Origin of the sequence: Lederbergia sp. NSJ-179 (assembly GCF_022867885.1) — a bacterium.
Lineage (GTDB): Bacteria > Bacillota > Bacilli > Bacillales > Bacillaceae_C > Lederbergia.
Map to the genome: position 1 here is coordinate 1 of NZ_JALIFP010000013.1, position 26,972 is coordinate 26,972.

General features: G+C 40.4%; 24 protein-coding genes, 1 pseudogene and 1 riboswitch. Of the genes and pseudogenes, 18 read left to right on the forward strand and 7 right to left on the reverse strand.

Annotation, left to right across the window (positions count from 1 at the left end):
• The coding region (locus MUB24_RS11430; RefSeq protein WP_483869168.1) for an IS1634 family transposase at nt 1-1,232 on the reverse strand (1,232 nt) is incomplete at its 3' end.
• Nucleotides 1,233-1,587: 355 nt separating this feature from the next.
• On the reverse strand, nt 1,588-2,568 hold the full coding sequence (locus tag MUB24_RS11435) for a LacI family DNA-binding transcriptional regulator (protein ID WP_244704122.1): 981 nt from the start codon (nt 2,566-2,568) through the stop codon (nt 1,588-1,590).
• Nucleotides 2,569-2,769: 201 nt separating this feature from the next.
• On the opposite strand from MUB24_RS11435, the gene MUB24_RS11440 reads away from it, so the two are divergent.
• The 10 genes from MUB24_RS11440 (at nt 2,770) to queE (ending at nt 13,205) form a co-directional block, all read left to right on the forward strand.
• Nucleotides 2,770-3,432, forward strand: a complete 663-nt coding sequence (locus MUB24_RS11440) for a carboxylesterase family protein (protein WP_244704124.1) — start codon at nt 2,770-2,772, stop codon at nt 3,430-3,432.
• A gap of 40 nt (nt 3,433-3,472) precedes the next feature.
• Nucleotides 3,473-4,501 carry a Gfo/Idh/MocA family protein gene (locus MUB24_RS11445; protein WP_244704126.1) on the forward strand — a complete coding sequence of 343 codons (1,029 nt, stop codon included), beginning with the start codon at nt 3,473-3,475 and terminating at the stop codon, nt 4,499-4,501.
• 60 nt (nt 4,502-4,561) lie between these two features.
• Nucleotides 4,562-5,530, forward strand: coding sequence for a sugar phosphate isomerase/epimerase family protein (locus MUB24_RS11450; RefSeq protein ID WP_244704128.1), 969 nt, complete (start codon nt 4,562-4,564; stop codon nt 5,528-5,530).
• A gap of 126 nt (nt 5,531-5,656) precedes the next feature.
• Nucleotides 5,657-6,772, forward strand: a complete 1,116-nt coding sequence (locus MUB24_RS11455) for an NAD(P)/FAD-dependent oxidoreductase (protein WP_244704129.1) — start codon at nt 5,657-5,659, stop codon at nt 6,770-6,772.
• Nucleotides 6,773-6,989: 217 nt separating this feature from the next.
• Nucleotides 6,990-7,832, forward strand: a complete 843-nt coding sequence (locus tag MUB24_RS11460; RefSeq protein WP_244704293.1) for a glycerophosphodiester phosphodiesterase — start codon at nt 6,990-6,992, stop codon at nt 7,830-7,832.
• A gap of 251 nt (nt 7,833-8,083) precedes the next feature.
• Complete coding sequence (katA, locus tag MUB24_RS11465) at nt 8,084-9,550, forward strand: catalase KatA (protein WP_244704131.1); 1,467 nt, start codon at nt 8,084-8,086, stop codon at nt 9,548-9,550.
• 184 nt (nt 9,551-9,734) lie between these two features.
• Complete coding sequence (gene gndA, locus MUB24_RS11470) at nt 9,735-11,156, forward strand: NADP-dependent phosphogluconate dehydrogenase (RefSeq protein ID WP_244704132.1); 1,422 nt, start codon at nt 9,735-9,737, stop codon at nt 11,154-11,156.
• A gap of 103 nt (nt 11,157-11,259) precedes the next feature.
• Nucleotides 11,260-11,306: riboswitch (PreQ1 riboswitch) on the forward strand.
• 80 nt (nt 11,307-11,386) lie between these two features.
• Entirely contained in the window at nt 11,387-12,052 is a 666-nt protein-coding gene (gene queC / locus MUB24_RS11475) for a 7-cyano-7-deazaguanine synthase QueC (RefSeq protein ID WP_244704134.1), read from the forward strand.
• A complete protein-coding gene (gene queD / locus MUB24_RS11480) occupies nt 12,049-12,486 on the forward strand; it encodes a 6-carboxytetrahydropterin synthase QueD (protein WP_244704136.1) in 438 nt (145 codons plus the stop codon). Before queC ends, queD begins: the two co-directional genes overlap by 4 nt.
• Nucleotides 12,483-13,205, forward strand: a complete 723-nt coding sequence (gene queE / locus MUB24_RS11485; protein WP_244704137.1) for a 7-carboxy-7-deazaguanine synthase QueE — start codon at nt 12,483-12,485, stop codon at nt 13,203-13,205. The genes queD and queE overlap by 4 nt, the downstream gene beginning before the upstream one ends.
• 235 nt (nt 13,206-13,440) lie before the next feature.
• On the opposite strand, the gene uraA is transcribed toward queE, so the two are convergent.
• From uraA to MUB24_RS11500, 3 genes are all read right to left on the reverse strand, one after another.
• Nucleotides 13,441-14,721: a uracil permease gene (gene uraA, locus MUB24_RS11490; RefSeq protein WP_244704139.1), complete on the reverse strand. Its 1,281-nt coding sequence runs from the start codon at nt 14,719-14,721 to the stop codon at nt 13,441-13,443.
• A gap of 369 nt (nt 14,722-15,090) precedes the next feature.
• Nucleotides 15,091-16,320 (reverse strand): peptidase T, encoded by a 1,230-nt coding sequence (gene pepT, locus MUB24_RS11495; RefSeq protein WP_244704141.1) that lies wholly within the window; start codon nt 16,318-16,320, stop codon nt 15,091-15,093.
• A gap of 98 nt (nt 16,321-16,418) precedes the next feature.
• Nucleotides 16,419-16,745: a winged helix-turn-helix transcriptional regulator gene (locus MUB24_RS11500; RefSeq protein ID WP_244704143.1), complete on the reverse strand. Its 327-nt coding sequence runs from the start codon at nt 16,743-16,745 to the stop codon at nt 16,419-16,421.
• A 255-nt stretch (nt 16,746-17,000) separates the two neighbouring features.
• Between MUB24_RS11500 and MUB24_RS11505 the strand changes: the two genes are divergently transcribed.
• From MUB24_RS11505 to MUB24_RS11520, 4 genes and pseudogenes are all read left to right on the forward strand, one after another.
• Complete coding sequence (locus MUB24_RS11505; protein ID WP_244704145.1) at nt 17,001-17,609, forward strand: nitroreductase family protein; 609 nt, start codon at nt 17,001-17,003, stop codon at nt 17,607-17,609.
• A 591-nt stretch (nt 17,610-18,200) separates the two neighbouring features.
• Complete coding sequence (locus tag MUB24_RS11510) at nt 18,201-19,247, forward strand: lactonase family protein (protein WP_244704147.1); 1,047 nt, start codon at nt 18,201-18,203, stop codon at nt 19,245-19,247.
• Nucleotides 19,248-19,502: 255 nt separating this feature from the next.
• Nucleotides 19,503-20,093, forward strand: coding sequence for a biotin transporter BioY (locus MUB24_RS11515; protein WP_244704149.1), 591 nt, complete (start codon nt 19,503-19,505; stop codon nt 20,091-20,093).
• Nucleotides 20,094-20,104: 11 nt separating this feature from the next.
• Nucleotides 20,105-20,511 (forward strand): annotated as a pseudogene (locus MUB24_RS11520) (biotin synthase BioB); the annotation flags it as partial.
• Nucleotides 20,512-20,577: 66 nt separating this feature from the next.
• Here MUB24_RS11520 and gdhA read toward each other — a convergent pair.
• Entirely contained in the window at nt 20,578-21,942 is a 1,365-nt protein-coding gene (gene gdhA, locus MUB24_RS11525) for an NADP-specific glutamate dehydrogenase (RefSeq protein WP_396426743.1), read from the reverse strand.
• Between the two features lie 186 nt (nt 21,943-22,128).
• Here gdhA and gltC point away from each other — a divergent pair, with 186 nt between their 5' ends.
• The 4 genes from gltC (at nt 22,129) to MUB24_RS11545 (ending at nt 25,904) form a co-directional block, all read left to right on the forward strand.
• On the forward strand, nt 22,129-23,034 hold the full coding sequence (gltC, locus tag MUB24_RS11530; RefSeq protein ID WP_244704151.1) for a glutamate biosynthesis transcriptional regulator GltC: 906 nt from the start codon (nt 22,129-22,131) through the stop codon (nt 23,032-23,034).
• A 176-nt stretch (nt 23,035-23,210) separates the two neighbouring features.
• Nucleotides 23,211-23,894, forward strand: a complete 684-nt coding sequence (locus tag MUB24_RS11535; RefSeq protein WP_244704152.1) for a phosphoribosylaminoimidazolesuccinocarboxamide synthase — start codon at nt 23,211-23,213, stop codon at nt 23,892-23,894.
• Between the two features lie 41 nt (nt 23,895-23,935).
• A complete protein-coding gene (locus tag MUB24_RS11540) occupies nt 23,936-24,973 on the forward strand; it encodes a SepM family pheromone-processing serine protease (protein WP_244704154.1) in 1,038 nt (345 codons plus the stop codon).
• Nucleotides 24,974-24,992: 19 nt separating this feature from the next.
• On the forward strand, nt 24,993-25,904 hold the full coding sequence (locus MUB24_RS11545; RefSeq protein WP_244704156.1) for a DUF1002 domain-containing protein: 912 nt from the start codon (nt 24,993-24,995) through the stop codon (nt 25,902-25,904).
• A gap of 41 nt (nt 25,905-25,945) precedes the next feature.
• On the opposite strand, the gene MUB24_RS11550 is transcribed toward MUB24_RS11545, so the two are convergent.
• Entirely contained in the window at nt 25,946-26,962 is a 1,017-nt protein-coding gene (locus tag MUB24_RS11550; protein ID WP_244704158.1) for a DUF1646 family protein, read from the reverse strand.
• Between the last annotated feature and the right edge of the window lie 10 nt (nt 26,963-26,972).

Below are 26,972 nucleotides of genomic sequence, written 5' to 3' on the forward strand. Positions count from 1 at the left end.
TCACCTGTCTTGGAATCAAAAGTTAAATTTTTTACATATTTGGCAGCACCGACCGATGTTGCCCTATTATATTTCGTAGGTTCTTTAATGAGATCTTTCGCCTTTTCCAGTGCAGGTGCGCGGTCTGCTCTTGCTTTTGCAGCGTACTTCTCACTATAAAAGACGACTTGCTTTTCATCCACTCTTTTTTTAATCTTTTTGCCATTTTTAGCGGTAACGGTAATTTCTCTCGGATAAAGCCTCGACTTAATCTTGAAATCCTTGTTTATGGAAATGTAATCATCCTGGTCAAGTACATATTTTTTGAATTTATCAGTAGCCCCACGAATTGAATAACTAAGGACATATCCGTTTTTGGCGGAAAGGGTATACCAGATGTTGTCACCTGTGGTCATTCCTTTATCCGCAACGATTATAACTTTACCAAGTGAAAATTTTCGTTGCACCTTACTGAGCATTGGGATGAGGGTTTGCTTATCGGGCATATTTCCTGGATAAAGTCCGTAAGTAATTGGAATGCCATCCGTATCCATAAATAGTCCCATCTGTACGATTGGATCGGGTCTGTGTTCTTTGGAGACCCCTTTTCTTCTTAATTCATCCTGTTTATCAATTTCAAAATAATAATTCGTCACATCATAGTAGACTAGACTTGTATTCCGGCCATTCTGTTCCTTTATCCGCTCATGAATCCATAGTTGAAGGGCGTCCTTATGCTTATTAAGGAACGGAAGACAGCGATAGATATCGTCTAATGAGAAATCTGTTTTCTCAAAAAATATCTCCTTGTTATCATAGGCTTTCTTTTTAGATGACGGATAAAGCAAACGTGCAAACACAAGCAGTTTCATGATGCTGTTGGCATCGTATTCATTTTTTGAATGGCGCTGCCTGTTTATCAGGAAGGTATGTATGCCAAGTTCGTGATAGATCTTGCTCAGTGCTGCATAACCCAAATTTTTACGGTTGATCGAATCTGTCAGAATGCGTTCTCCTTTGGGAATGCTGAAAGTCATCGGAGTTTGGTCGGTCTCCTGTTGTTCGTTCATTCTTTGGATCTTTTCTGTAAAAAAGGCAATGGGATCGTCATATTGTTTTTCTAGTTCATCTAGGTAGCCAAGGGATTCGATGGTCCGTGATTTGGGATATTTGCTGTTTTTATCCCGATAGCTTTGTACGATGGACAAATAGATCCGGCCTGTCTTCTTGTTTTTAACTTTTCTGAGATACATGAAGCATCCCTCACATGATCAAAATTATATATACATCTTTATTTTACCATATAAAGCTACATAAATCTACCAATATATGACAATAAAATATTTTAAAAATTCCCGGAATCATTAATGTTATCAAGGACTCCGGGAATTGAGTTGTGTGGTTGTACTGCAAAAGTAGCGAGAGGAAATAGAAGAGTTGAAAAAGAAGCTATAATTATTATATGGATCCCTAGACAAATGGCTGTCTTGGGATCTTTTACCGTAAGCGATTTAATATATACGATAGAGAAATAGTTGATGAAAGGAATCAAATAATGAAAAAATGAGGCGGAAAAATGAATTGACCACACTCTTTTGCCTGCGATCCCTATTTCTCTACTGCGCCCTGATTCTCATTCACGGATTGCCGCTCCAATAAACGAACCGAAATAAGCTGGGGTTGCGTCTTATTTCCGTCCAATAATTGGAGTAATTGCTTTGCCGCAACAGAACCCCACTCTTGTTTAGAATAGTTAATCGTTGTTAAAGGGGGTTGAAGGTATTTAGAAACCTCAATATTATCAAAACCAATGATGTGAATGTCTTTCCCTATTTTATAAGGAGTTTTTTTGAATCCTTGGTATAGGCCTACTGCCATATCATCATTAAAAGAGAATATCGCTATTGGTGTAGATTTTTGCTTGAATTCCTTTGCAACCTCTTCACCGAATGATTGCCCGAAGTTTCCTGAGTATATGGTATAGTCGATATGAGGATGTTCTTTTAATATTTCTAAAGCTGTTTGTAATCTTTGCTTTGAGTCAAAATTATTTTCAGGACCTGTTAAAAAGACGATGTCTTGATGTTTTTTTTCAATTAAATAGTTCAGGGCTAACTGTGTGCCTGTTCGATTATCAAGTAGGACATGTTCGATATTGGGATGATAAAGCTTTCGATCAAGTACAACGATTTTACTGCCAAGATCTGCATACCGAAGAATTTCCTTATCCGGAAAATTCCAGTCTAAGATAATCGCTCCATCAATGATCCCTTCTGGCAGAAAACGGTGGGATTCCTTTCCCGTACAAGCAATCAGGTCATAGCCTTTTTGATTAAATGTTTTTCTCATACCACGTAATAGGTCGCCAAAAAAAGGACCGCCATAATCAGGCATAAATGCGCCAATGATTTTTGAGGCTCGCTTTTTTAAAGTACGGGCGGCAGCATTGGGAACATAATTTAAGTCTTTGGCAATCTCAAGTATTTTTTTACTCGTTTTTTCTGTCACCTTTGGACTGCCATTTAGGGCATAGGAGACAGTTGAAATGGATACGCCTGCTTTTTTGGCAATATCTTTGATGCTTACCATGCCAGATCCCTCCAAGTCAGATCAATTCCTTAATCATACTGTATAATTTGTTGAAACATTTTACAAGGTGAATTTTCGAAACGTTTCTATTCCGAAATGGAAATATGTGTGGTAAAATGAACATGAAAGAGAATGGCATGAATTGAAAAGACTCACTCTGTAAATGATAGGGTTTTCGCGAATTGGAGGTGAAGAGACAGAGTGTTAAGTGAGCATTTATTCCAAAAGAAGATTACGGTTACAAAAGAGGTAAACTTGGCGTATATCCTCTCCCTCCCAGCGAGTTATAACGAAGAGGATCAAAAGGAATTTCCACTTGTTTTATTTTTACATGGGATGGGTGAAAGAGGAAATGATTTAGAGTTGGTCAAACGACATGGCCCACTTAAGTCGACTGAAAAGCAATCATTCCCATTTATTCTTCTTGCCCCACAATGTCCATTAGAACTAAGGTATTCGACATGGGAATTGTATTTGGATGATTTGATCGCCTTAATCGATCATATTTCTACTGTTTACCGGGTAGATGCACAAAGAATCTATGTCACTGGTTTGAGTATGGGAGGATATGGAACATGGGAATTAGCCAAAAAATATCCTGATCGTTTTGCTGCCGCCGTGCCGATATGCGGAGGCGGTTCTGTAGAAGGGATTGAACGTTTGAAGGATGTCCCCGTTTGGGCTTTTCATGGTGCAAAAGATGACGTAGTCCCATTAGAAGAAAGTGAAAAGATGGTCCATGCTCTTCAGGATGTTGGGGGAAATGCAAAACTAACTGTTTATCCGGATGCGACACATGATTCTTGGACAGAGACATATAATCATCCACATTTATATTCTTGGCTGTTAAAACAGCATAAATGATGAGTTACATCAAATACATACATAGAAAAGGGGAGTAGCTATGACCAAATTAAAGGTTGGGGTCGTTGGTTGTGGAAGTATTGCGAGATTTAGGCATCTACCTGAATATGCGATGAATGAGCATGTAGAGATTGTGGCAGTTTGCGACATTGTGAAAGAAAGAGCTAATGAGATGGCGGATAAATTTGGTGGTCAAGCTTTCACAAGTTATGAAGAGATGCTTCGTGAAGCTGAGTTAGATATTGTGTCTGTTTGCACGCCTAATTATCTACATGCGCCCATTAGTATTGCTGCATTAAAAGCAGGGAACCATGTTTTATGTGAAAAGCCGATGGCAACATCTGAGAAAGAAGCATTGGCGATGATTCAAGCTGCCGAAGCAGGCGGTAAAAAATTGATGATTGCTCATAATCAGCGATTCGTCGCTTCTCATGAAAAAGCAAGAGAACTCATTGCGAATGGAGAAGTGGGAAGAATCCATAGCTTCCGTACAGCTTTTGGACATCCCGGACCAGAAGGTTGGAGCATTGACGGGAAAGATAGCTGGTTTTTTAGAAAAGAAGAGGCCTTTATTGGTGCAATGGGAGATCTCGGTGTTCACAAGACAGATCTTATGCGCTTTTTACTAGGTGAAGAGTTTGTAGAAGTAGGCTCCTTTGTGGAATCGGGTGCAAAAGAAAATAGCACAGTCGATGATAATGCCGTCTGTATTTTAAAATCAGAAAGCGGGATTATCGGGACACTTGCTGCAAGCTGGGCTTATGGTAAAGAAGATAATGCTACGATTATTTATGGAGAAAAAGCGGTATTACGATTAGAGGATGATCCCGATCATTCCCTTATTGTTCATCATCGTGATGGGAAAACGGAAAACTTTGACCTTGGAAAAATTCAATCAAATGAAGATGGTGGACAAACAAGTACAAAGGTCATTGACCATTTTGTCGACAGTATTGTCCAGGATACAGAACCGCCGGTTACTGGTGTGGAAGGGATGAGGTCTTTAAAAGTAGTGATTGCAGCATTGGAATCCAGTATTCATAAGAAAATTGTAAAAATTACACAATAAAGGTTAAAATAGAGCTGTGTATGCAGTATTTAAATATAAGAAGGGATAGGTGAAGCAGGTATGAAACTTGGAGTGTTTACAGTACTATTTGCGGAAAAATCTTTTGAGGAAATGCTAGATCATGTGAAAGCATCCGGTCTAGACGCGGTGGAAATTGGAACAGGTGGATATCCTGGTAATGCCCATTGTGATTTAGATGCCTTGCTTGAAAGTGAGGAAAAAAGAAAAGATTACTTACATCAAGTGGAATCACGCGGACTGACCATTAGTGCATTTAGTTGCCATGGAAATCCAATTTCACCTGATCAAGATTTTGCCAAGGAATGTCACGAAACATTGGTGAAAACGATTAAGCTTGCCTCTCTTTTGAATGTTCCTGTTGTGAACACATTCTCTGGAACACCAGGTGATCAAGAAGGAGCCAAATATCCAAACTGGCCTGTGACACCTTGGCCAAATGAATATGGGGATGTTCTTAAATGGCAGTGGGAAGAAAAACTTGTTCCTTATTGGAAAGAAGTGGGGAAACTAGCCCAAGATCATAATGTAAAAATCGGTCTGGAGCTACACGGTGGCTTTTTAGTTCATACCCCTCATACGATTCTAAAATTAAGAGAACTAACCTGTGATGCCATTGGTGCAAACCTTGATCCAAGTCATATGTGGTGGCAAGGGATTGATCCTGTGGCAGCCATTAAAAATCTTGGCAAAGAAAATGCCATCCATCATTTCCATGCAAAGGATACATACATTGATCCCGACAATGTGAATATGTATGGATTAACAGATATGCAACCATATGGAGAATTGAAAACGAGAGCTTGGATGTTCCGTTCTGTCGGCTGTGGTCATGATGTGAAAGAATGGTCCGATATGATGAGTGCCCTTCGTATTTATGGCTATGATTATGTTGTCAGCATTGAACATGAAGACCCAATCATGTCTGTAGAAGAAGGCTTCCAGCGCGCAGTAAGCAATTTGCAATCTGTCTTGATCAAAGAACAACCTGCTGAGATGTGGTGGGTGTAATAGAATAGATCTGAGAGGGGTATGCCTTTTGGCAGACATCCCTCATGAACAAAGGGCATCCTACAAAGCGAAAAACGGGCTTTCAGATGCCCTTTCTTTTTTGTAGTCTATAAGGAGTGTTTTTTCATGACAAAATATATCATCATTGGTGCCGGGATTCTTGGGGCCTCCACAGCTTATCACTTAGCGAAGTCAGGTGCCGACGTGACAGTGATTGACCGAAGAGATCAAGGACAGGCGACACAGGCAGCGGCAGGGATCGTTTGTCCATGGCTATCCCAGCGTCGTAATCAAGCCTGGTATAAACTGGCAAAAGCAGGTGCAGCTTACTATCCTCCATTAATTGCAGAACTTGAAAAAGAAGGTGAAACCAATACTGGTTACGCTCGTGTTGGAGCCATCAGTGTACATACAGATCAAAAGAAGTTACACGCGATGGAAAAAAGAGCGATCGAGCGGCGAGTAGATGCGCCAGAAATTGGTGATATTGAGCGATTAACACCAGAAGAGGCGAAAAACGCTTTTCCCCCACTGGCTGATGGATATGGTGCTGTGTATGTAAGCGGTGCGGCACGAGTGGACGGGGAAGCCATTCGGGATGCTTTATTACGAGCAGCCGTGCGAAATGGGGCTGTGATCGTACATGGGAATGCCCGGCTACAAATGAACGGTTCACAAGTAATAGGGGTCAGGACAGATGAAAATGAATATTCTGCTGATGTCGTTCTTATAACAAATGGAGCTTGGGCAAAAGGTTTATTTAAGCCACTTGGCATCGATCTGAACGTGGATTTTCAAAAGGGTCAAATTATCCATATGCAATTGAAAAATCACAATACGAATGATTGGCCTGTGATCATGCCGCCCGGAGTCCACTATATTGTTCCATTTGCCGATGGAAGAGTAGCTGTGGGTGTAACGCATGAAAATGACACAGGATTTGATGTAACTCCCACTGTATGGGGGATGCAGGAAATTTTCCAAAAGGCTTTAGACATTGCTCCAGGTCTTTCAGAAAGTTATTTTCTTGAGGTAAAGGTCGGATTTCGTCCCTTTACCCCGGGCTTTTTACCGATTATTGGACCGTTACCCGATTATAAAGGAATTTATCTGGCCAACGGGCTTGGCTCAAGCGGCTTGACAGTTGGTCCCTATCTTGGGGCTGAATTAGCGAAACTAGCTCAACATAAAAAAACAGATATTCCATTAGAACCATATTCTGTGTCAGGTGCTTTGGAATAAAGGCTTTAGGGGTTTACTCCTTTGGCCTTTTTTTCGTGAAAAAAAGGGCCGTGCCAAGAGATTCAAAGTAGTTTTCGTCTCTATATGATTTTTAGGAAAATTAGGCTTATTTTTTGTAGAAAAATTTTAAAAACAATAGGAAATTTTTACAAAAAATATGTTATAATAAAAATAGGAAGCGCTTACAAAAAAGGAGATAGGAGGAAAATCGTTGAGGATGACATCTAGAGCTTTAAAGGCATATTTGCTTGCGATAATAGGAATTGCAAGCCTCACCCTCCTAATCGGTTTTAAGGAGAAACCCACTCCCAGTTTTGAATTGCAAGGAACGATTAGTGTTGCCCATCGTGGTGCTTCAGGATATGCTCCTGAAAATACGATGGCTGCTTTTCAAAAGGCTGTTGACCATGGTATGGACTATATCGAATTAGATATACATTTATCAAAAGATAATCAACTTGTCATTATTCATGATGATAAAGTAAATCGGACAACAAATGGTTCAGGGTATGTTCGTGACCTTACCTTAGAGGAATTAAAGAAATTGGACGCAGGAAGTAAATTTAACCCTTCATTTAAAGGGGAGCAAATCATTACTTTAGAAGAATTATTAGACACCATGTTGCACCAAATTGGCATTATTATTGAAATTAAGGAGCCCGAGGCCAATACAGGGATAGAAGAGATTCTTGCCGACCTCATTAAACAATACAATAATACGAATAATGTAATCATTCAATCTGTAAATTTTGAGTCCATGAAAAAAATGCATGAACTGCTTCCGAAAATTCCAGTGGCAGTGCTGGTTTCAAGAGCAGAGCATCCCCTATCTAGTCACCAATTAAATGAAATTGCTACCTATGCGACTTATGTAAATTATAATATCCGCTATTTGCGCCCGAGGGATGTAGAGGAAATCCATAAAAGGGATAAGAAGGTAATGACTTGGACGATTCGTGAGCCGAGAAAAATGAGGAAGGCCCTTAACCTAGGAGTGGATGGCGTTATAACCGATTATACAAAATGGATTGTGGAAAATGATCATATGGGTAGGAAATAGAAGTTGTGCGATCATAGCTTCTTTCTAATTTCTGCAAAACCACTTGGATAATATTTTGCTAATGCATCTCAAATAAGGGATGCATTCTTCTTTTTGAATCACATTCATTTCTGCAACAAGCTAGGCATATACTCATGTTGAAGAATAAAATAAAGTAATTTAAAATAATTATAATGAAATATTGATTTTTAATTAAAATCTGTTACTCTATTTTATAGAGTATAAACAATAATAAAAAAGGCGGGATAAAAGTGAGTAACGAACGTAAAAAGCTAACAACTAGTTGGGGTACCCCAGTTGGAGATAATCAAAACTCAGTAACTGCCGGAGCTCGTGGTCCTGTATTAATTCAGGATGTTCATTTGCTTGAGAAACTAGCTCATTTTAATCGGGAAAGAATTCCGGAACGGGTCGTTCATGCAAAAGGAGCAGGAGCACATGGTTATTTTCAAGTAACCCATGATGTTTCTCAATACACAAAGGCTGATTTTCTTTCTGAGGTGGGAAAACGGACACCCATGTTTATCAGATTCTCAACGGTTGCTGGTGAATTAGGATCTGCTGATACCGTTCGTGACCCCCGTGGTTTCGCGGTTAAATTTTATACGGAAGAAGGCAATTATGATCTAGTTGGGAATAATACCCCTGTCTTTTTCATAAGGGATGCGATTAAATTCCCTGACTTTATTCATACACAAAAAAGAGATCCACAAACACACTTGAAAAATCCAACGGCGGTTTGGGATTTCTGGTCATTATCTCCGGAATCCTTGCATCAAGTGACGATTCTCATGTCTGACCGTGGGATCCCTGCAACATTCCGTCATATGAACGGATATGGCAGCCATACCTTTAAATGGGTGAATGCAGAAGGAGAAGCGGTTTGGGTGAAATATCACTTTAAGACAGAGCAAGGGATTCAAAACCTAGATGTGAAATTAGCTGAAAAACTAGCGGGGGAAAATCCAGATTATCATACTGAAGATTTATTCAATGCCATTGAAAAAGGGGATTTTCCAAAATGGAAGCTTTACGTACAAATTATGCCATTAGAGGATGCTGATACGTATCGCTTTGATCCATTTGATGTGACAAAGGTTTGGTCGCAAAAGGATTATCCTCTTATGGAAGTGGGCGAAATGGTATTAAATCGCAATCCAGATAATTATTTTGCGGAAGTGGAGCAAGCAACCTTCTCTCCAGGAACGCTTGTCCCAGGGATTGAACCATCACCAGATAAAATGTTGCAAGGACGCCTATTTGCTTATCATGATGCGCATCGTTATCGTGTTGGTACAAACCACCAAATGTTACCCATTAATAGAGCCAAGAATGAAGTGAATCATTATCAACGTGATGGTGCGATGAGGTTCGATGACAATGGTGGAAATTCCGTCTATTATGAGCCTAATAGTCTTTCAGGTCCTGCGGAAACAGCAGAAAATAAACAATCCGGATTTGCGGTTTCAGGTGTAGCGGAGAGCGTTTCCTATGATCATCATGACCATTATACCCAAGCTGGGGATTTATACCGTTTACTAAGCGAGGAAGAGCGTACTAGATTAGTGGAAAATATTGTAAATGCAATGAAACCAGTCGAAAGAGAAGACATCAAGCTCCGCCAGATCGGTCATTTTTATAAAGCTGACCCTGAATACGGCACACGCGTTGCAGCAGGACTCGGATTAGAGGTACCGAAAGAAGAGACACGTTCTTAAAACATTAAAAACAGAGGAATTTTCTTAAAAGAAAATTCCTCTTTAAAATGTAATTGCCCTATTGGATCTGATTTTAACATGCTTACTTTAATTAGGATAGCCGAATTATTTCGGGTTTTACCGGAATATATGATAAAATCATTTTAAAGACATGCACACTACATAGGACTTAGGAGGAAGAACATTGTCAAAACAGCAAATTGGCGTCATTGGTTTGGCCGTTATGGGCAAAAATTTAGCTCTCAATATTGAAAGCCGCGGTTATTCTGTGGCCGTTTTTAACCGTAGCCCTGAAAAAACAGAAGACTTTCTGAAGAAAGAAGCCGAAGGAAAAAATGTCGTTGGAGCTTTTTCAATCGAGGAGTTTGTAAACTCTTTAGAAAAGCCGCGAAAAATTTTATTAATGGTCAAAGCAGGACCTGCTACAGATGCAACAATTGAATCCCTAAAGCCTCATTTGGAAAAGGGCGATATTTTAATTGATGGCGGGAATACGTATTTCAAAGATACGATTCGCCGTAATAAAGAACTGAGCGAAGCGGGACTTCATTTCATTGGCACGGGTGTTTCAGGAGGAGAAGAAGGGGCATTGACGGGACCTTCGATTATGCCTGGCGGACAAAAAGAAGCCTATGAGCTTGTTGCACCGATCCTAAAAGCAATTGCCGCTAAAGTCGATGGAGACCCTTGTACAACGTATATTGGTGCTGACGGAGCCGGCCATTATGTGAAAATGGTTCATAATGGGATTGAATATGGCGATATGCAATTAATTTGTGAAGCTTATTTTATGATGAAACATGTCCTTGGTTTAACAGCGGAAGAGCTTCATGAAGTCTTCTCTGAATGGAATAAAGGTGAACTTGATAGTTATCTAATTGAGATCACAGCCGATATTTTCACGAAGAAAGATGAAGAAACAGGAAAACCACTTGTGGATGTGATCTTGGATACAGCAGGACAAAAAGGAACAGGGAAATGGACAAGCCAAGATGCGCTTGATTTAGGAGTTCCGCTCCCATTAATTACTGAATCTGTCTTTGCTCGTTGTATTTCTGCGATGAAAGAAGAGCGTGTGGCAGCAAGTAAGGTATTATCCGGGCCTGAGGCTGCTCGCTATGATGGCGATAAAGGTGAACTGATTGAAGCGATTCGTAAAGCTCTTTATATGAGTAAAATTTGCTCCTATGCTCAAGGATTTGCGCAAATGAGAGCAGCAGCGGAAGAATATGGCTGGGATTTGAAATATGGAGATATCGCAATGATCTTTAGAGGCGGCTGCATTATCCGGGCCCAATTCTTGCAAAAAATCAAAGATGCCTATGATCGTGACCCAGAGCTTGCGAACCTTATGTTGGATCCATATTTTAAAGAGATCGTGGAGAACTATCAAGGCGCATTAAGAAAAGTAATTGCCGTTGCGGTTGAACGAGGCATTGCCGTACCGACATTCTCAAGTGCGATTGCTTACTATGATAGCTATCGCACAGAGTCACTACCAGCCAATCTACTACAAGCCCAGCGTGACTATTTCGGTGCCCATACGTACCAACGTGTCGATAAAGAAGGAATTTTCCATACAGAATGGATGAGTGAAAAGGAATAGAAGACGAATAAATGAAACAAGAGCCTACCTATTTGGCTAGGCTCTCGTTTTCATAATTGTTGGTTTTGTCGAGTACTATACAGACAGTCGAATAAGTGTTTTTGCAAAAGAGGTTCGCAATTCCATCCCTCTATAAAAAACTAAGGAGACGAGACAACACGTTTCTTAGTGTTGTTTTTTTGATGGCAATATCCCGAATCTCTTTCGCTAAAAAAGGAAGGAGAATGAAAATGGATGATCGTAAAGCGGTTGTTGTATTCAGTGGTGGTCAGGATAGTACCACCTGTTTATTTTGGGCGTTAAAAAATTTTGAACATGTCGAGGCTGTTACCTTTCAATATGGACAGCGGCATATTGCTGAATTGGACTGCGCAAGGACCATTTGTGAGAAACTTGATGTGCGCCAACATGAACTGGATATGTCTTTATTAAACCAATTGGCCCCAAACGCCTTGACAAGAGATGATATAGAAATTGAGGAGGAAGAGGAAGGCCTTCCTTCAACCTTCGTGCCAGGCAGAAATTTGCTTTTTCTTTCGTTTGCAGCGGTTTTGGGAAAACAAATTGGTGCAAAGCATATTATTACAGGAGTAAGTGAGACCGACTTCAGCGGGTACCCAGATTGTCGCGATGGATTTATAAAATCATTAAACGTCACACTGAATTTGTCGATGGATGATCAGTTTGTCATTCATACACCACTCATGTGGCGAGACAAATCAGAAGTATGGGAGCTAAGTGATCAATTAGGAGCCTTTGATTTTGTAAAAGAGCATACGCTCACTTGTTACAATGGTATAAAGGCAAGTGGGTGTGGGGAATGCCCAGCATGTAAGCTGCGTAATCGAGGGCTGGAGCAATATGAAAAACGGCGGGAAGGGGGAGTGACCAAATGATGCAGCAAATTTATCCGGTTGTTCCCCATTCTTATGCCTATGAATTAAATAAAGATTTCCATTTCGCGGCAGCTCACTATATTCCCCATCAAGATGCGGGCAAATGCCAACAAGTACATGGACATACGTATTTTGCCAATATTACCATTGCAGGGGATGAATTGGATCATACAGGATTTTTAGTGAATTTTAAAAGGATCAAGGATCTTATCCATAAACGTTTTGATCATGAAACCTTGAATAATGATCGTGCCTTTTCTGATAAGGATGCTCTTCATTTCCCAACAACAGAAGTAGTGGCTCGCACGATCTATGAAATTGTGCAACAGTATTTAGATTCACTTCCTAATCGCCCTTCCTGTTTGCAGGTATTTTTGCGTGAGACTCCTACCAGCTACTGTATTTATCGTCCGAAAAGGGGCGAAAGGTCATGAAGATTCCTGTTTTGGAAATCTTTGGGCCCACCATTCAAGGGGAAGGGATGGTGATTGGACAAAAAACGATGTTTGTGCGTACGGCAGGATGCGATTATGCCTGTTCTTGGTGTGATTCTGCATTCACATGGGACGGTTCTGAAAAAGGGAACATTCAGATGATGGAACCAGAAGAGATTTGGCATGCTTTAAAGGAGCAGGGGGGCAATACATTTAGCCATGTCACCATTTCAGGTGGGAATCCTGCATTGCTTCGGCAAATAGATGAACTTGTCGACTTACTACATGTGCACCAAATCAAGATTGCGCTTGAAACACAAGGGAGTAGATGGCAGTCATGGTTTACAAAAATAGATGAGTTAACCCTGTCGCCAAAACCTCCAAGTTCAGGGATGCAAACCAATTTTACAGTCCTTGATCAAATCATCGAATCCCTTCAGAATGAGCAAAAGGGTGACTTTAGTTTAAAGATTGTTATCTTCGATGAACAAGATCTTCATTATGCCATCGATTTACATCAGCGTTATTCAGATGTAAACTTGTTTCTGCAGGTCGGGAATGACGATCTTGCCAATCTTGATGACAGACACTTGCTTTCCCATTTACTAGAACGATATGAATGGCTAATCGGAAAAGTAATGAAAAGCGAAGAATTAAAAGATGTCCACGTTCTACCCCAACTACACACATATTTATGGGGAAACAAACGCGGCGTTTAGGGTGCCTGTCAAGCCCCGAAATTTGTTACGCGGATAACAGTGAAATCTCTCGGATAACGTTGAAATACTCTCGTCTAGGAGAAAATACTCTCGGATAGCGCTGAAATACTCTCGGATTAAAAAAATACTTCCGCTTGGCACGGCGTTTTAGCATTTGGACTTTAAGTAGAATTTTCGCTATTGATAAATGTAAAACGCCCACCTGTCTGAGTACAGTTGGGCGCTTTACTCGGTATTAATCATTCGAGAGCTTTAGTATCTCCAATATTTTAAAGAAGAGGCTAAGGATGACGGCAACGATCGTGGCGAGGCCCATTCCCGCTAACTGAACGGTGCCGATTTTAATGGCCGCCCCGCTAATGCCAATCGCTAGCACAACACATGTTAAGATGAGGTTTTGTGAAATATTATAATCGACTTTTGATTCAACCAGCATTCTTAATCCGCTAACCGCAATGATTCCGAAAAGTAATAAAGAAATTCCACCCATAACTGGGGTCGGGATGGACATAATCAGGGCGGCTAATTTTCCACAAAAGGAAAGGATGACGGCCAATACCGCAGCCCCGCCGATAATCCAGGTTGAATAGACCTTCGTGATCGCTAAGACACCAATATTTTCCCCATAGGTTGTATTCGGTGTGGCACCAAAAAAGCTAGAGATGATCGTGGAAATTCCATTTCCGAGAAAAGAGCGGTCAAGCCCTGGATCCTTGATTAAATCTTTTTTGACAATATTTCCCGTTACTAGTAAATGGCCAATATGTTCCGGCAGTAATACCAAGGCAGCAGGGAGAATAATCAGCATATCGGCCCAATTGATTTTCATTGAATAGACAGTCGGTAACGCAAACCACTTGGCTTCCTTAACAAGGGAGAAATCAACAATTCCTGAGAAGGCTGCAATGATGTATCCTGATACAATCCCCAACAGGATCGGAATAATTTTCAAAAATCCTCTTAACGTCACCCAATAGATGATGGTTAATCCGAGTGTTAATAATGAAACAGTAATAATCTTTGGATCCGGAGCCCAAGCATCTCCAGCACCTGCCGGCTTCAAGAGCCCCGCCATATCCGCGGCTGTGGGCACAAGTTCTAATCCGATAACAGCGACGATCGCTCCCATCGCTGCGGGTGGGAAGATCACGTCAATCCATGATGTACCAATGAATTTCACAATGATACCCACAAGTACTAGCACAATTCCGACAAGGAGAAAGCCGCCAAGCGCATGGGCATAGCCATCAAGGCCACTATATTTTCCAAGCACAAACGTGACTGGTGAAATAAAGGCAAAGCTTGAGCCAAGATAAGCGGGAATTTTCCCTTTGGTGATAAAAATATAGAGTAGTGTTCCAATTCCGTTCATTAGTAAGATGATGGCAGGGTTCACTTCAAATAATAATGGAACAAGGACGGTTGAGCCAAACATGGCAAATAAGTGTTGGAAGCTTAAAGGTAAGCTTTGTAAAATCGGCAACCGTTCATCCACTTGTATTTCTCTTTGTTTCATCCGACATTCTCTCCTTTTGTTCGTCTAGCTTCAGCGCCAGCGACTAGCAAACTTAAAACGGGCGCTTCCGCTTTTGTTGAACGCAGACTAGATCATTGGGGGTTAGGAGTTTGCTGAAATATATAAATTTTATTCATACAGCAAAAAGCACCTTGTCCAATGACTGGCAAGGTGCATATAGTCGGATCGTTCATCCATGCAGATATGCAAAAATCTACACTTATAGCAAGTGCATTCTCCTTGTCAGCCTCACGGGACTGTTTTAAAGGCGTAGTCTGATTCATTTGTCATAAGTATTATTACAGGAGGTCTCCAAAAAGTCAATCTTTTTTTGAAACAAGCATTTTTCCTCACTGAATGATATTCCACTTATTTCGCTCTTTGCTCATAAAGCTTGGCCATTTCGATGATAACCTGAACAGCCTTTTCCATATTATCGACAGAAATAAATTCATACGGACCATGGAAGTTCTCGCCGCCGGTGAAAATATTGGGTGTCGGTAATCCCATATAGGATAATTGAGATCCGTCTGTCCCCCCGCGAATGGGTTCAATAATCGGCTTGATATTTAAATTTTCCATAGCGTCAGAGGCTATCTCGACAATCTCTTTAACTGGTTCAATTTTGTCTCTCATATTATAGTATTGATCTTTTATCTCATATTGAATTCGTTCTTTCCCATATTTTTCTGCCAGCATGTTCACAATCTTTTCTACTCTTGTTTTTTTTGCATCGAACTGTTTTTTATCAAAGTCACGAATAATATAATCCAAGTTCGCTGCTTCCACATCCCCATGGAAAGAAAGCAAGTGATAAAATCCTTCATATCCCTCTGTAAATTCAGGTGCCTGTCCAGCAGGCAAGGCTTGATGGAATTCCATAGCCAACTTCGCTGCATTGACCATTATCCCTTTTGCTGTCCCAGGATGAATATTGGTCCCTTTAAAAGTGATTTTCAAGGCTGCTGCATTAAAACTTTCAAATTGCAGTTCTCCAAGTGGACCCCCATCCATCGTATAGGCATAATCTGCACCAAATGCCTTCACATTAAATTTATGGGGTCCACGACCAATTTCTTCATCTGGTGTGAAGGCAACGCGAATTTTTCCGTGTTTGATCTCAGGATGTCGGAGTAAATAATCCATGGCGGTCATAATTTCGGCAATCCCAGCTTTATTATCTGCCCCTAACAACGTTGTTCCATCTGTTGTAACCAATGTATGACCTATGTAGTCTTTAAGGGATGGGAAGTCTTTCGGAGATAGCATCATGTTGTCATTTAACGAAATGTCTTTCCCATCATAATTCATAATAACTCGTGGATTCACCCCTGCTCCAGTAAAATCCGTAGCTGTATCGATATGCGCTAAGAATCCAATAACTGGAATTGACTTTTCTGAGTTAGCCGGGAGGGTGGCCATCACATAGCCATTCTCATCCATCGTTACTTCGTCCATACCAATACTTTTGAGTTCTTCTACTAATAGGTGAGCTAATTCTAATTGCCCAGGGGTGGATGGACAATGGCTGTTTTCCTCATTTGATTGTGTATCCACTTTCACATAAGTTGTAAATCGCTTGATGATTTCTTCCTTCATTATGTTCCCACTCTCCTTTTGCTAAATATTACCTCTAGTTTACCGCAAATCAAGTAAAAAAATAAAAGAAACCGCCTGTCTTGGTCAACAGTCGGCTTTTATAAGGATGTTTCCGTGTTTACTTCTAGCCATTCCTCTGCCCATCTCTGGATTTCCGTCATTAAAGGTTGGAGAGCCTTTCCTTTTTCTGTTAAAGAATATTCAATTCTAACCGGTGTTTCCGGATACACTTTTCTCCTAACAATTCCTTCTTGTTCTAAATCCTTTAATCTTTCCGATAAGACCCGGGCACTAATAGGCATAGAAGACTCAATCGTACAAAATCGTTGTGGACCATTTAAAAGCTGAAAAATAATCAGTCCGGTCCAGCGTTGCCCCAATAGTCCCATCGCTTTTTCGAATTTTGGACATAATTGTGTATTCATCAAGCTCACCCCAATCTTATTATATAACACCATATGTTTATATGATACGCTTTTCTAAAACGTGCAGCCTGACCAAAAAATGTTCAATCACCTCTATTGACATTATAACATATTTATTTTATAGTTACTTACATAAAATAAGTATGGAATGTCACCATTGCCTCAAGGAATGCTTCCATGCATAAATGGGGAAATAATAATGAAAGCTCCATAAGACATTTCTATAAATACATCACAACAAGAGGAGAGAGAAGAATGATCCATACGGAACAAAATTTTTCGAAAGCAATTGAAGCAAGACGCTCGACCTATGGAATTAGTAAAGAGTCAACCATTTCGGATGAGCGGATTGAAGAAATTGTGGCCTTTGCTATAAAACACACACCTTCTGCCTTTAATTCCCAAAGTGGGCGGGCGGTAGTGCTACTAGGTGAGAATCATGATAAATTGTGGAACTTAACGGAAGCAGCCCTAAAAGAAATTGTTCCTGCTGAAAAGTTTCAACCAACGGCTGATAAAATGGCGTCTTTCCGCAATGGCTATGGAACAGTGTTATTTTTCGAAGACCAAGCTGTTGTAAGAGACCTCCAGGAAAGGTTTCCGCTTTACCAAGAGAAAATGCCTGACTATTCTTTGCAATCATCCGGCATGTTGCAATATATCGTTTGGACAACTTTGCATGCAGAAGGTTTAGGGGCTTCTTTACAGCATTACAACCCGATCATTGATGACGCTGTTCAAAAAGTTTGGGATATCCCAAGCGATTGGCAGTTAGTTTCCCAAATGCCCTTTGGTAAGCCGACAGCAGCACCGAATGAAAAACAATTCAACAGTGTAGCAGAACGAATGAAGGTTTTTAAATAAGATCTTAAGAGGAGGAGCGTCTTAACGGACGTTCCTTTTTATTTGGAATAGTAACATAAAATTTCGCAATTTGATTTCGAAGCCTAAAGTTCGGTCATGCTAGGCCAAAGCCGGAAGTTCAGCGGAAATCGGTCGAAAGTGCAGCTGAATCGGTCCAAACTGCAGTGGAATCGGTCGAAAGTGCAGCTGAATCGGTCCAAACTGTAGTGAAATCGGTCCAAAGTCTCGCGAAATTGGTCGAAACTTCAGAGGAATCGGTCCGAAGTTCCGTGAAATTGGTCCAAAGCCGAAAGTACAGCAATCCCGGTCCGGAATTTAGGCAACCCTCCAAAGTCAAGTTCTCGTGATATGGAGCGAAATGACCAAAGTTCCACAATTCCGGTTCAAAGTTCAGCAATACTAGACCTGGAGCACAGCAATACTTATAAAAGTTCAGCCATTCTCTATTGAAGTTCAGCAAGCTCAGACCGAAGTTCGACCGATCCGCATAGACGTTACATGTTGTCCTTCTTCTCGTTTTAAGGGCAGTGTTCTATTTTGTTTTTTTCGTCCAATGGTATAATAGGAGTTAACCAATGATGATTTGGAGGGATGGAAAAGATGGGGACACAGTATATAGGATATGTTGGGACTTATACACGTCAAAGCAGTAAAGGGATCTATCGCTTTATCCTTGATGCGGATACCGGAAAGCTGACTATGCCTGAGGTGGCGGCTGAGGTGGGGAGTCCGACATATTTGGCAATCAGCGAGGATCGTAAGTTTCTTTATTCAGTTGCTCAACAAGAAAAATTAGGTGGAGTAGCAGCCTTTCAAATAGTGAATGCTGCAGGGGAATTAAAACTACTAAACATGGAAGTGGAGGAAGGAGTCCCACCTTGCCATTTAGATGTTTATGTTGATCATCTTGTCACGGGCAATTATCACGAAGGGAAAGTAGTGCTATACGATATTAACCATAAAGGGAAGATTGAGCCGTTTATTGACGTAGTGGAGCACCAAGGAGGAGGCCCACATGAGCGTCAGGAAAAACCGCATGTTCATTACACGGCGCTAACTCCTAACAAAGATTATGTCGTTGTTGTTGATCTTGGGACAGATGAGTTAGTTACCTATAAGATTGAGAATTTTGAGCTTGTAAAAGTACATACATTACATGTGAAACCAGGTAGTGGCCCTCGTCATTTAACCTTCCACCCGAATGGAAAGTGGGCCTATCTGTTGACAGAGCTTTCCTCTGAAGTCATGGTCTTGGATTATGATCAAGCATCAGGAAGCTTCTCGGAAAAACAAACGATTTTGGCAAAACCTGAGGATTTCGCCGGTCAAAATGATGCGAGCGCCATTCATATTTCGCCAGACGGTCGTTTTCTGTACACGGGAAATCGTGGCGATAATAGTTTGGCTGTTTTTCAAGTGGATGAAACAAATGGAATAGTGGAACTTGTGGAGTTCACCTCAACAGGCGGGGAATGGCCGCGTGATTTTTGTCTAGACCCAAGTGGCAACTATCTGGTAGTGGCTAACCAGCATACAGGGAATCTCGTTTTGTTTTCCAGAAATCAAGAGACTGGAAAATTAACTCAACTCGATTCTGAAGTAAAAGTACCTGAAGGCGTTTGTGTGAAGTTTTTATAAAATTAACTGGTCATTCAATCCCCACTGAATGAAGTTTCAATTTATCAAAAAGGAGTCATCTAGTCTATAGGTGACTCCTTTTGAACTTCATTGATTATATCCTTCAAGAGAAATGTTTTGACCCTACCTTCAATGATTAGCACATCAAGGGCAAATTCGTTTCAAAAATATATGTTAACTAAAATATAAAATAGGTTGACATATAATCATCTCTTCACTTATTCTCTTATTATAAGAAAAAAATGAGGTGAAAAAATGACGACAGTGAACACAAGGGCAAGCAGTAAATTAAACCCACTAGATATCGTTTATGCGGCTATGTTTTCAGCTCTTATGATGATTGGCACTAATATTACCTCGTTCATTCCTTTTATGGTCATAGGAGGCGTTCCGATTACATTGCAACCCTTTTTTGCTGTATTAGCCGGTGCTTTTTTAGGGAGTCGCCTTGGTGCCATTTCGATGGCTGTCTATGCATGTATCGGTCTAGCTGGTGCCCCGGTATTTGCGAAATTCCAAGGAGGATTTGCCCAGATTTTGAGCCCCACCTTTGGATTTATACTTGCCTTTATTTTAATGGCTTATGTAACAGGAAAAATCATTGAAAAAAAGAACGGTCTTCCGGCTTATATCACTGCAGCTTTGGTGGGAACACTGATCAGCTATATCATTGGTCCCAATTGGATGTATGCAGCTTATAAATTATGGGCCCAAGCACCAGAGGCTTTTTCTTACAAACTGGTTTGGATTTGGATGGCTTTTCCGCTGCCAAAAGATATTTTACTCGCTATTCTAGCCGGAATGTTTGCTCATCGAATGAGGAAAATTGTCAAACGAAAAAGATAGGGTGGTAGAATATGAATCGATTTGAACAAATCTCAAAAAATGTTTTAGCCTTAAAAGAATTATCCGATCATGAGGCAATGTCTGTGTTGCAGTGTCCTGATGAAGAATTGCTTCTCTATTGGATGCGGCCTATCAAGTTCGCAAACATTATTTTGGTAATAAAGTAAAGGTAAATATGATTATCAATACGAAATCCGGCCTTTGCCCAGAAAATTGTGGGTATTGTGCTCAATCAATTATTTCGAAGGCACCAGTTGAAAAATATTCGATGATGAAGAAGGAAGAAATTGTTTCGGGTGCAAAGAAAGCAGCCGAATTAAAGGCGGGGACGTATTGTATTGTGGCAAGTGGCAGGGGACCAGCCAATCGTGAATTAGATATTGTGGTTGAGGCCGTGAAGGAAATCAAGGAGGAATATCATAGTATAGCTGCATAAAAAAAACGATTCACATCATGTCGATGGAATCGTTTTTTACACTGTTTATTAGACTATCCCTTGCATAATCATTGCATCTGCCACTTTTACAAAGCCGGCAATATTCGAACCAACAACCAGATTACCAGGATGTCCGTATTCTTCTGCTGCTTGGATACTGTTTTGATATATATCAATCATAATTTGTTTTAATTTTGCATCCACTTTTTCAAATGACCATGGGGTCCGGGAGCTGTTTTGCGCCATTTCTAAAGCAGATACAGCGACACCCCCTGCGTTAGCCGCTTTTCCTGGGGCAAATAAAATTTTGTTTTCCAGGAATACGTCAATTGCCTCCAGATTTGACGGCATATTCGCTCCTTCTCCAACTGCTTTCACACCATTGGAGACAAGAATGTTCGCAGCTTGTTTATCAATTTCATTTTGGGTGGCACATGGGAGGGCAATATCACATGGAATGGTCCAAATCCCTGTGCTGCCTTCGTGATATTCGGCATGAGGATGTTCCTTGATATATTCGCAAATTCGGCATCTTTCTACTTCTTTTAATCTTTTTAAGGTATCCAAACAAATGCCCTTTTCATCATAAATATATCCATTGGAATCACTGCATGCGACGACCTTTGCACCGTATTCTTGCGCCTTTTCAATCGCATAGATCGAAACATTTCCAGAACCAGAAACAACGACTGTGCTGCCAGAAAAGCTAAGACCCTGATCACGGAGCATCTCTTCCACAAAATAAACCGTACCATAGCCGGTTGCTTCCGTTCTACCTAGGCTGCCACCGTAATTTACACTTTTTCCAGTCAGTACACCTGCATCAAAATGACCACGTAATCGCTTGTATTGGCCGAACATGTAGCCTATTTCACGAGCACCTACACCAATATCTCCAGCAGGAACATCGATATCAGAACCAATATATCTTGAAAGTTCCGTCATGAAGCTTTGGGTAAAGCGCATGATTTCCATATCTGATTTCCCTTTCGGATCAAAGTCAGAACCGCCCTTTCCACCACCGATTGCTTGGCCTGTTAAGGCGTTTTTGAAAATTTGTTCAAAACCTAAAAATTTGATAATACTTGCATTTACGGATGGATGGAAACGTAGGCCTCCTTTATATGGGCCAATGGCACTATTAAATTGAACTCGAAATCCGCGGTTTACTTGGACTTTTCCTTCGTCATCTACCCATGGGACACGAAATGTGATTAATCTTTCGGGTTCAACCACTCTTTCTAAAATATTATGTTCGATGTATTCAGGGTTTTTTGCAAATACGGGGGCAATTGACTGGAAGATTTCCTTTACGGCTTGGAGAAATTCCTCTTCATGTGGACCGCGTTTTACAACTGTTTCATACACTTCGTCAATATAATTTTTTGCTTTTTGAAGATTTTCATTTGTCATATTCATCACCATCGCCATTTTTTCCACTCCTTTACTACATTCTCTATAAGGGTTTCGATCCATTAAAACAATTCGGTCTAGAATTGTTGATAAGGTCTATTTTACCTTTTATAATTAATCTAAACAATATAGATATTAGATAAGATTAATATCAAATTAAGATGATTGACAGAGAGGAGTGAGATTTTGGAATTAAGACAGATTCAATATTTCATTGAAGTTGCTAAACGCGAGCATATGACAGATGCGGCTGATGCCTTACATGTTGCGCAATCTGCGGTTAGCCGTCAAATTGTAAATTTAGAGGCTGAGCTTGGTGTCAACCTTTTTATTAGAGAAGGTAGAAATATCCGCCTGACACATATTGGACAAATGTTTCTTGGAAAAATGGAACAGGCTATCGATGTTATTGAACAAGCTAAAAGGGAAATTGAAGAGAATCTCGATCCTAGAAAAGGGACGGTTCGAATCGGCTTCCCAAGTAGCCTTGCAGCCTATTTATTACCCTCTGTCGTTTCCGCCTTCAGAAAAGAATATCCTGATGTCAATTTTCAACTTCATCAAGGTTCTTATCACTATTTGATCGATCGTGTAATCAGAGGGGATATTGATATGGCACTACTAGGTCCTATTCCCAAAGAGGAGCCTCGTGTTAAAAGCGAAATCCTCTTTCTGGAAAATCTTGTTGCACTCCTGCCCGCTAATCATACTTTAGCAAAAAAACAATCGATTGCCTTAGCTGATCTACGTCATGATGCCTTTATCTTATCTCCACAAGGTTATATTTTACGTGATTTAGTGGTCAATGCCTGTAAACAACATGGTTTCGAGCCCCAAGTCGGGTTTGAAGGCATGGATATTGATGCCATTAAAGGACTTGTTTCGGCAGGTCTTGGTGTGACCTTATTACCCGAAATTACATTAATCGATAGTTTGCCTCGTTCAACGGTTAAAATCGTAGTGGATGAACCACGAGTCAATCGGACAGTAGGTATTATTATTCCCAAGGACCGCGTGCTCATGCCGACTGAATTACTTTTTTATGAATTTGTTCGGAACTTCTTTGATCGGCTAAGTGGTTATCAGCAGTGAAGAGAGAAACAGCCTGTTTACAAATTAGAAATTTTAAATAAAAATGTAATAATGGATTTATACCCTCTGAAAGTATAGATCAAACATAGGAACGGATTTTTTTCTGTTTAGAAAGACAAAGAAGATCAGCTTTTGCTATACTTAGGTCAAACTTAAATGAGGGAAGGAAAAAGTGAATGAAATTAAAATATCGTGGTAAAACAAAAGATGTATATGAATTAGAAGATGGGAATTATCTATTGAAATTTAAAGATGATGTAACGGGAGAAAACGGCGTGTTTGATCCAGGAGCAAACACGGTTGGGTTACAAATAGAAGGGGCCGGAAAGGCCGGATTAAGACTAACAAAACACTTCTTTGAAATTCTGCGAGAAAAAGGCATCCCAACCCACTATGTAGAGGCCGATTTGGATAAGGCAGAGATGATTGTGAAGTCTGCTACCATTTTTGGGGAAGGACTTGAAGTCATTTGCCGGTATAAAGCCACGGGGAGTTTTATAAGAAGATATGGAAAATATGCGACAGAAGGGCAAGATCTAAATGGTTTTGTGGAGATTACGTTAAAAGATGACGAACGGCAAGACCCACCGATTAGTGCCGATGCGCTTGATTTATTAGGAATTCTCTCATTGGAGGAATACAAGGAATTAAAAGCATTAACACGGCAAATTAGTGATGTAGTCAAAATAGAACTTCAGAAAAAGGGTATCGTCTTATATGATATCAAACTTGAATTTGGCAGAACCCAATCGGGAGAAATAATGTTAATTGATGAAATTTCAGGCGGAAATATGCGTGCCTATAAAGAAGGAAGCTATATAGAACCTTTGGAATTGGAAAAACAAATGATTGAAAGTTGAAGTGTATTCATGAAGCCACAAAAAGAAAGTAAGGGAAACGTATGAGCTCAGCTTTTTCAAAACAAAGAAAAAAGAGAATTTTGGCGACTGTTATTGTGTTGGTGATCATCTCCCTCTTTATCCCAACGCCATATTATCTTTATCAACCTGGATCAGTAGAAGAGCTGGGAACAAAAGTAACGGTAGAAGGTGGAGAAAAAGATCCTTCAGGAAATTTATATCTTACAACTGTATTATCAATGAGAGCGAGTAATATTTATTATTTAGCCTATGGATGGTTGGCTCCCCATACAGATATGCGGAAGGTAAAAGAAGTAAGAGGCGATTTGAGTGATGAGGAGTATAGTCGGCTGTTAAAACATATGATGGAAAGTTCCCAAAATCACGCTTTTGCTGCAGGACTTCGCGCGGCTGGGGAAAAGGTCGATATAAAACCAACCGGCGTGTTTGTCAGGGATGTCAGGGAAGATACAGATGCAAAAGGGAAACTGGAAGTGGGAGATGTGATTCATCAAGTTGATGATCAATCTGTTTCTGATTCAAATGCCTTTCTTGAATACTTGTCCCATAAAAAGTCAGGGGATATCGTTGAATTACAATTTGATCGAGAAGGTACGATTAAGAAAGAGAGTATTGAACTTGTCCCATTGACCAATAGCGTCAACAAGGCGGGGATCGGAATTGTCACAGAAAGCCAATTTAATATTGAACCATCAAGAGAGATCCGTATTGATGCGGGAGATATCGGCGGACCATCTGCAGGTTTAATGTTTTCCTTAGAAATCTACAATCAAATTACACCGGGTAATCTTACAAAGGGATATGAAATTGCTGGGACTGGTGAAATTGATATGGATGGAAATGTCGGGCAAATTGGTGGAATTCGAGAAAAAATCACGGCAGTTGAAAGAGCCGGTATCGACATTTTCTTTTGTCCAGCGGATATCGGGCCGTATGATTCAAATGAGAAAGACGTTTTGGATGAGGTAAAAACAGAGGGGTATAAAGTGAAAATTGTTCCCGTAAAAACCTTGCAAGAAGCGATTAATTATTTGGAAAAACTTCCACCGAAGGAATAAGGAAGGCGAGGAGAATCCAATGAAAATAATAAGTAAATGGCTTTTCACTTTATTGTTGGGGCTTGGGCTAATCATTCATGCAGCAGGTCCGGTGATGGCATCCAACGAAGAAGAAGACGTAGTGGATGAAAAGCTTGGTCTTCCCATTGTTGTTTATGGGGAAACCTTATCCGATGCACAAAAAGAGGAAGTTCGAAAGCTTTTACAAGTGAAAAATCCTGATAATGTCGAGGAAATCATTGTCACAGCGGATGATCTGGCACGTTTAATTGATGGAAATCCTAATTCAAGAATGTTTTCCTCTGCTAAAATTACTTTGCAAGATAAAGGAAAAGGGCTTGTCATTAAAAGAGTCACGCCTGAAAATATTACAGAAGTAACGGAAGAAATGTATGCCAATGCAATGTTGACTGCCGGGGTTGAAAATGCGATTGTCGAAGTAGCTTCCCCAGTGAAAGTAACGGGACACTCCGCTTTAGTTGGTATTTATAAGGCCTATGAAGCGCGTGGAGAGAAATTGGACAAGGGAAGAATGGAAGTAGCTAATGAAGAGCTTGACATCGCCACAGAGCTTGCGGACAAAGAAGGCCTTAATGATGAGAAGGTTAGCGAGCTTTTAACAGAAATTAAAAAACAAATTGCTGAGCAAAACCCAGTCACAAGAGAAGAAGTCGAACAAATTGTAGAAGAACAATTAAGTAAAATGGAAATCCAGCTAAGTCCTGAAGATCGGCAATTACTGATTGATCTATTTGAAAAAATGCGTTCATTGGATATTGACTTTGGGAATGTCAAAAAGCAATTGGAAGATATCTCTAAAGATATAAAGAACAAGCTGGAAGATGTGGTTGGGGATGAAGGATTTTGGGATCGTGTAAGCAACTTTTTTAAAAACCTTTTTGAATCAATTGCGAATATTTTTAGAGGGTAAATAGGAAGAGGTGGTCTCTACTTGGAATCACCTCTTCATCTTTAACCAAAAATTAAAATGACAATAAAATAGACGCACATGGAGGCAAGGCCGACGGGAACCCCAAAACGTGCCCATTCGCGACTGGTGATATTAAGCTTTCCGGCAGAAATGATGTTTGGTATATTTCCAGGAATCAGCATGCCGCCACTGATCAGAAGGCCAAGCAAAATAGCTTTAATAGTAGGTGAATCCATAAGCGGGCTGATTTCTGCAGCAGCTAATGTTGCATTATCTAAGACAGCCGAGATCATATTAATCCAATAGAGAAGTAAAGGACTAAGACCGAGTAAATATTTCTCAATGAAAGGTTCGAAGCCAGCGCCAAGTAGAGTAAGCCCCATGACAAAAAGATAAATTTTAACGGCACGAATAATAATTTCCCCATAGCTTTCCGCCTTTAGTGAAGAAATAAGCCCATACTTGTCCTTTTTCGGCTTAACCAAAATAGCAGCAAGGACACCAAATATCATTACTGCCGGGATCACCTCTGTTCCAATCAAACGCAGCAAATAAAAGAAATCTTCATTAAGCTTACTCGTTGCGATGGTGGATAAAGGTTCTCCTAGTGGCGTTAAAGCGGCCCCCAGTCCGATAGAAAAGCAGGCAAGTACAACAAGACGGATTTCCGATTGACGGTCAAGCTGAAGCACACTGACAATCACGACAAGGACAATTGCGGCAATAATGGCTGTGATGATACTTGATACCAATCCCAGAATAATCACAATTAATGCTAAAAATAGTCGACTTGGGATCGCATTATTTAAGCCCATAATCCCTTTTTCTATAGGCGTTTGCAGCCAACGGAACAATAAACCAGCAATTAAAACAGCAAGTGAAATATGGATCGGATCTTGAAGAGCTTTGAAAAATAGAGGTCCGTCTAAAACTTTACTGATTATAGCGGCAGCTAGTCCCATTAAAAATAAAAAGGACTCCAAATTCTCTTCAACAGCTTTGATTGTAAACGGTAAAAACAAAACGAGTAATAAGACAATCGTTAAACCAATGATCATGTTTCGAAAC

Coding starts and splice junctions, on each gene's coding strand:
- queD (WP_244704136.1), top strand. CDS start 12,049: ATGATGCAGCAAATTTATCCGGTTGTTCCCCATTCTTATGCCTATGAA.
- MUB24_RS11505 (WP_244704145.1), top strand. CDS start 17,001: ATGATCCATACGGAACAAAATTTTTCGAAAGCAATTGAAGCAAGACGC.
- MUB24_RS11445 (WP_244704126.1), top strand. CDS start 3,473: ATGACCAAATTAAAGGTTGGGGTCGTTGGTTGTGGAAGTATTGCGAGA.
- MUB24_RS11515 (WP_244704149.1), top strand. CDS start 19,503: ATGACGACAGTGAACACAAGGGCAAGCAGTAAATTAAACCCACTAGAT.
- MUB24_RS11455 (WP_244704129.1), top strand. CDS start 5,657: ATGACAAAATATATCATCATTGGTGCCGGGATTCTTGGGGCCTCCACA.
- MUB24_RS11545 (WP_244704156.1), top strand. CDS start 24,993: ATGAAAATAATAAGTAAATGGCTTTTCACTTTATTGTTGGGGCTTGGG.
- queE (WP_244704137.1), top strand. CDS start 12,483: ATGAAGATTCCTGTTTTGGAAATCTTTGGGCCCACCATTCAAGGGGAA.
- MUB24_RS11550 (WP_244704158.1), bottom strand. CDS start 26,962: ATGATCATTGGTTTAACGATTGTCTTATTACTCGTTTTGTTTTTACCG.
- MUB24_RS11435 (WP_244704122.1), bottom strand. CDS start 2,568: ATGGTAAGCATCAAAGATATTGCCAAAAAAGCAGGCGTATCCATTTCA.
- gdhA (WP_396426743.1), bottom strand. CDS start 21,942: ATGACAAATGAAAATCTTCAAAAAGCAAAAAATTATATTGACGAAGTG.
- MUB24_RS11535 (WP_244704152.1), top strand. CDS start 23,211: ATGAAATTAAAATATCGTGGTAAAACAAAAGATGTATATGAATTAGAA.
- MUB24_RS11450 (WP_244704128.1), top strand. CDS start 4,562: ATGAAACTTGGAGTGTTTACAGTACTATTTGCGGAAAAATCTTTTGAG.
- MUB24_RS11500 (WP_244704143.1), bottom strand. CDS start 16,745: ATGAATACACAATTATGTCCAAAATTCGAAAAAGCGATGGGACTATTG.
- pepT (WP_244704141.1), bottom strand. CDS start 16,320: ATGAAGGAAGAAATCATCAAGCGATTTACAACTTATGTGAAAGTGGAT.
- MUB24_RS11460 (WP_244704293.1), top strand. CDS start 6,990: ATGACATCTAGAGCTTTAAAGGCATATTTGCTTGCGATAATAGGAATT.
- uraA (WP_244704139.1), bottom strand. CDS start 14,721: ATGAAACAAAGAGAAATACAAGTGGATGAACGGTTGCCGATTTTACAA.
- MUB24_RS11510 (WP_244704147.1), top strand. CDS start 18,201: ATGGAAAAGATGGGGACACAGTATATAGGATATGTTGGGACTTATACA.
- queC (WP_244704134.1), top strand. CDS start 11,387: ATGGATGATCGTAAAGCGGTTGTTGTATTCAGTGGTGGTCAGGATAGT.
- MUB24_RS11540 (WP_244704154.1), top strand. CDS start 23,936: ATGAGCTCAGCTTTTTCAAAACAAAGAAAAAAGAGAATTTTGGCGACT.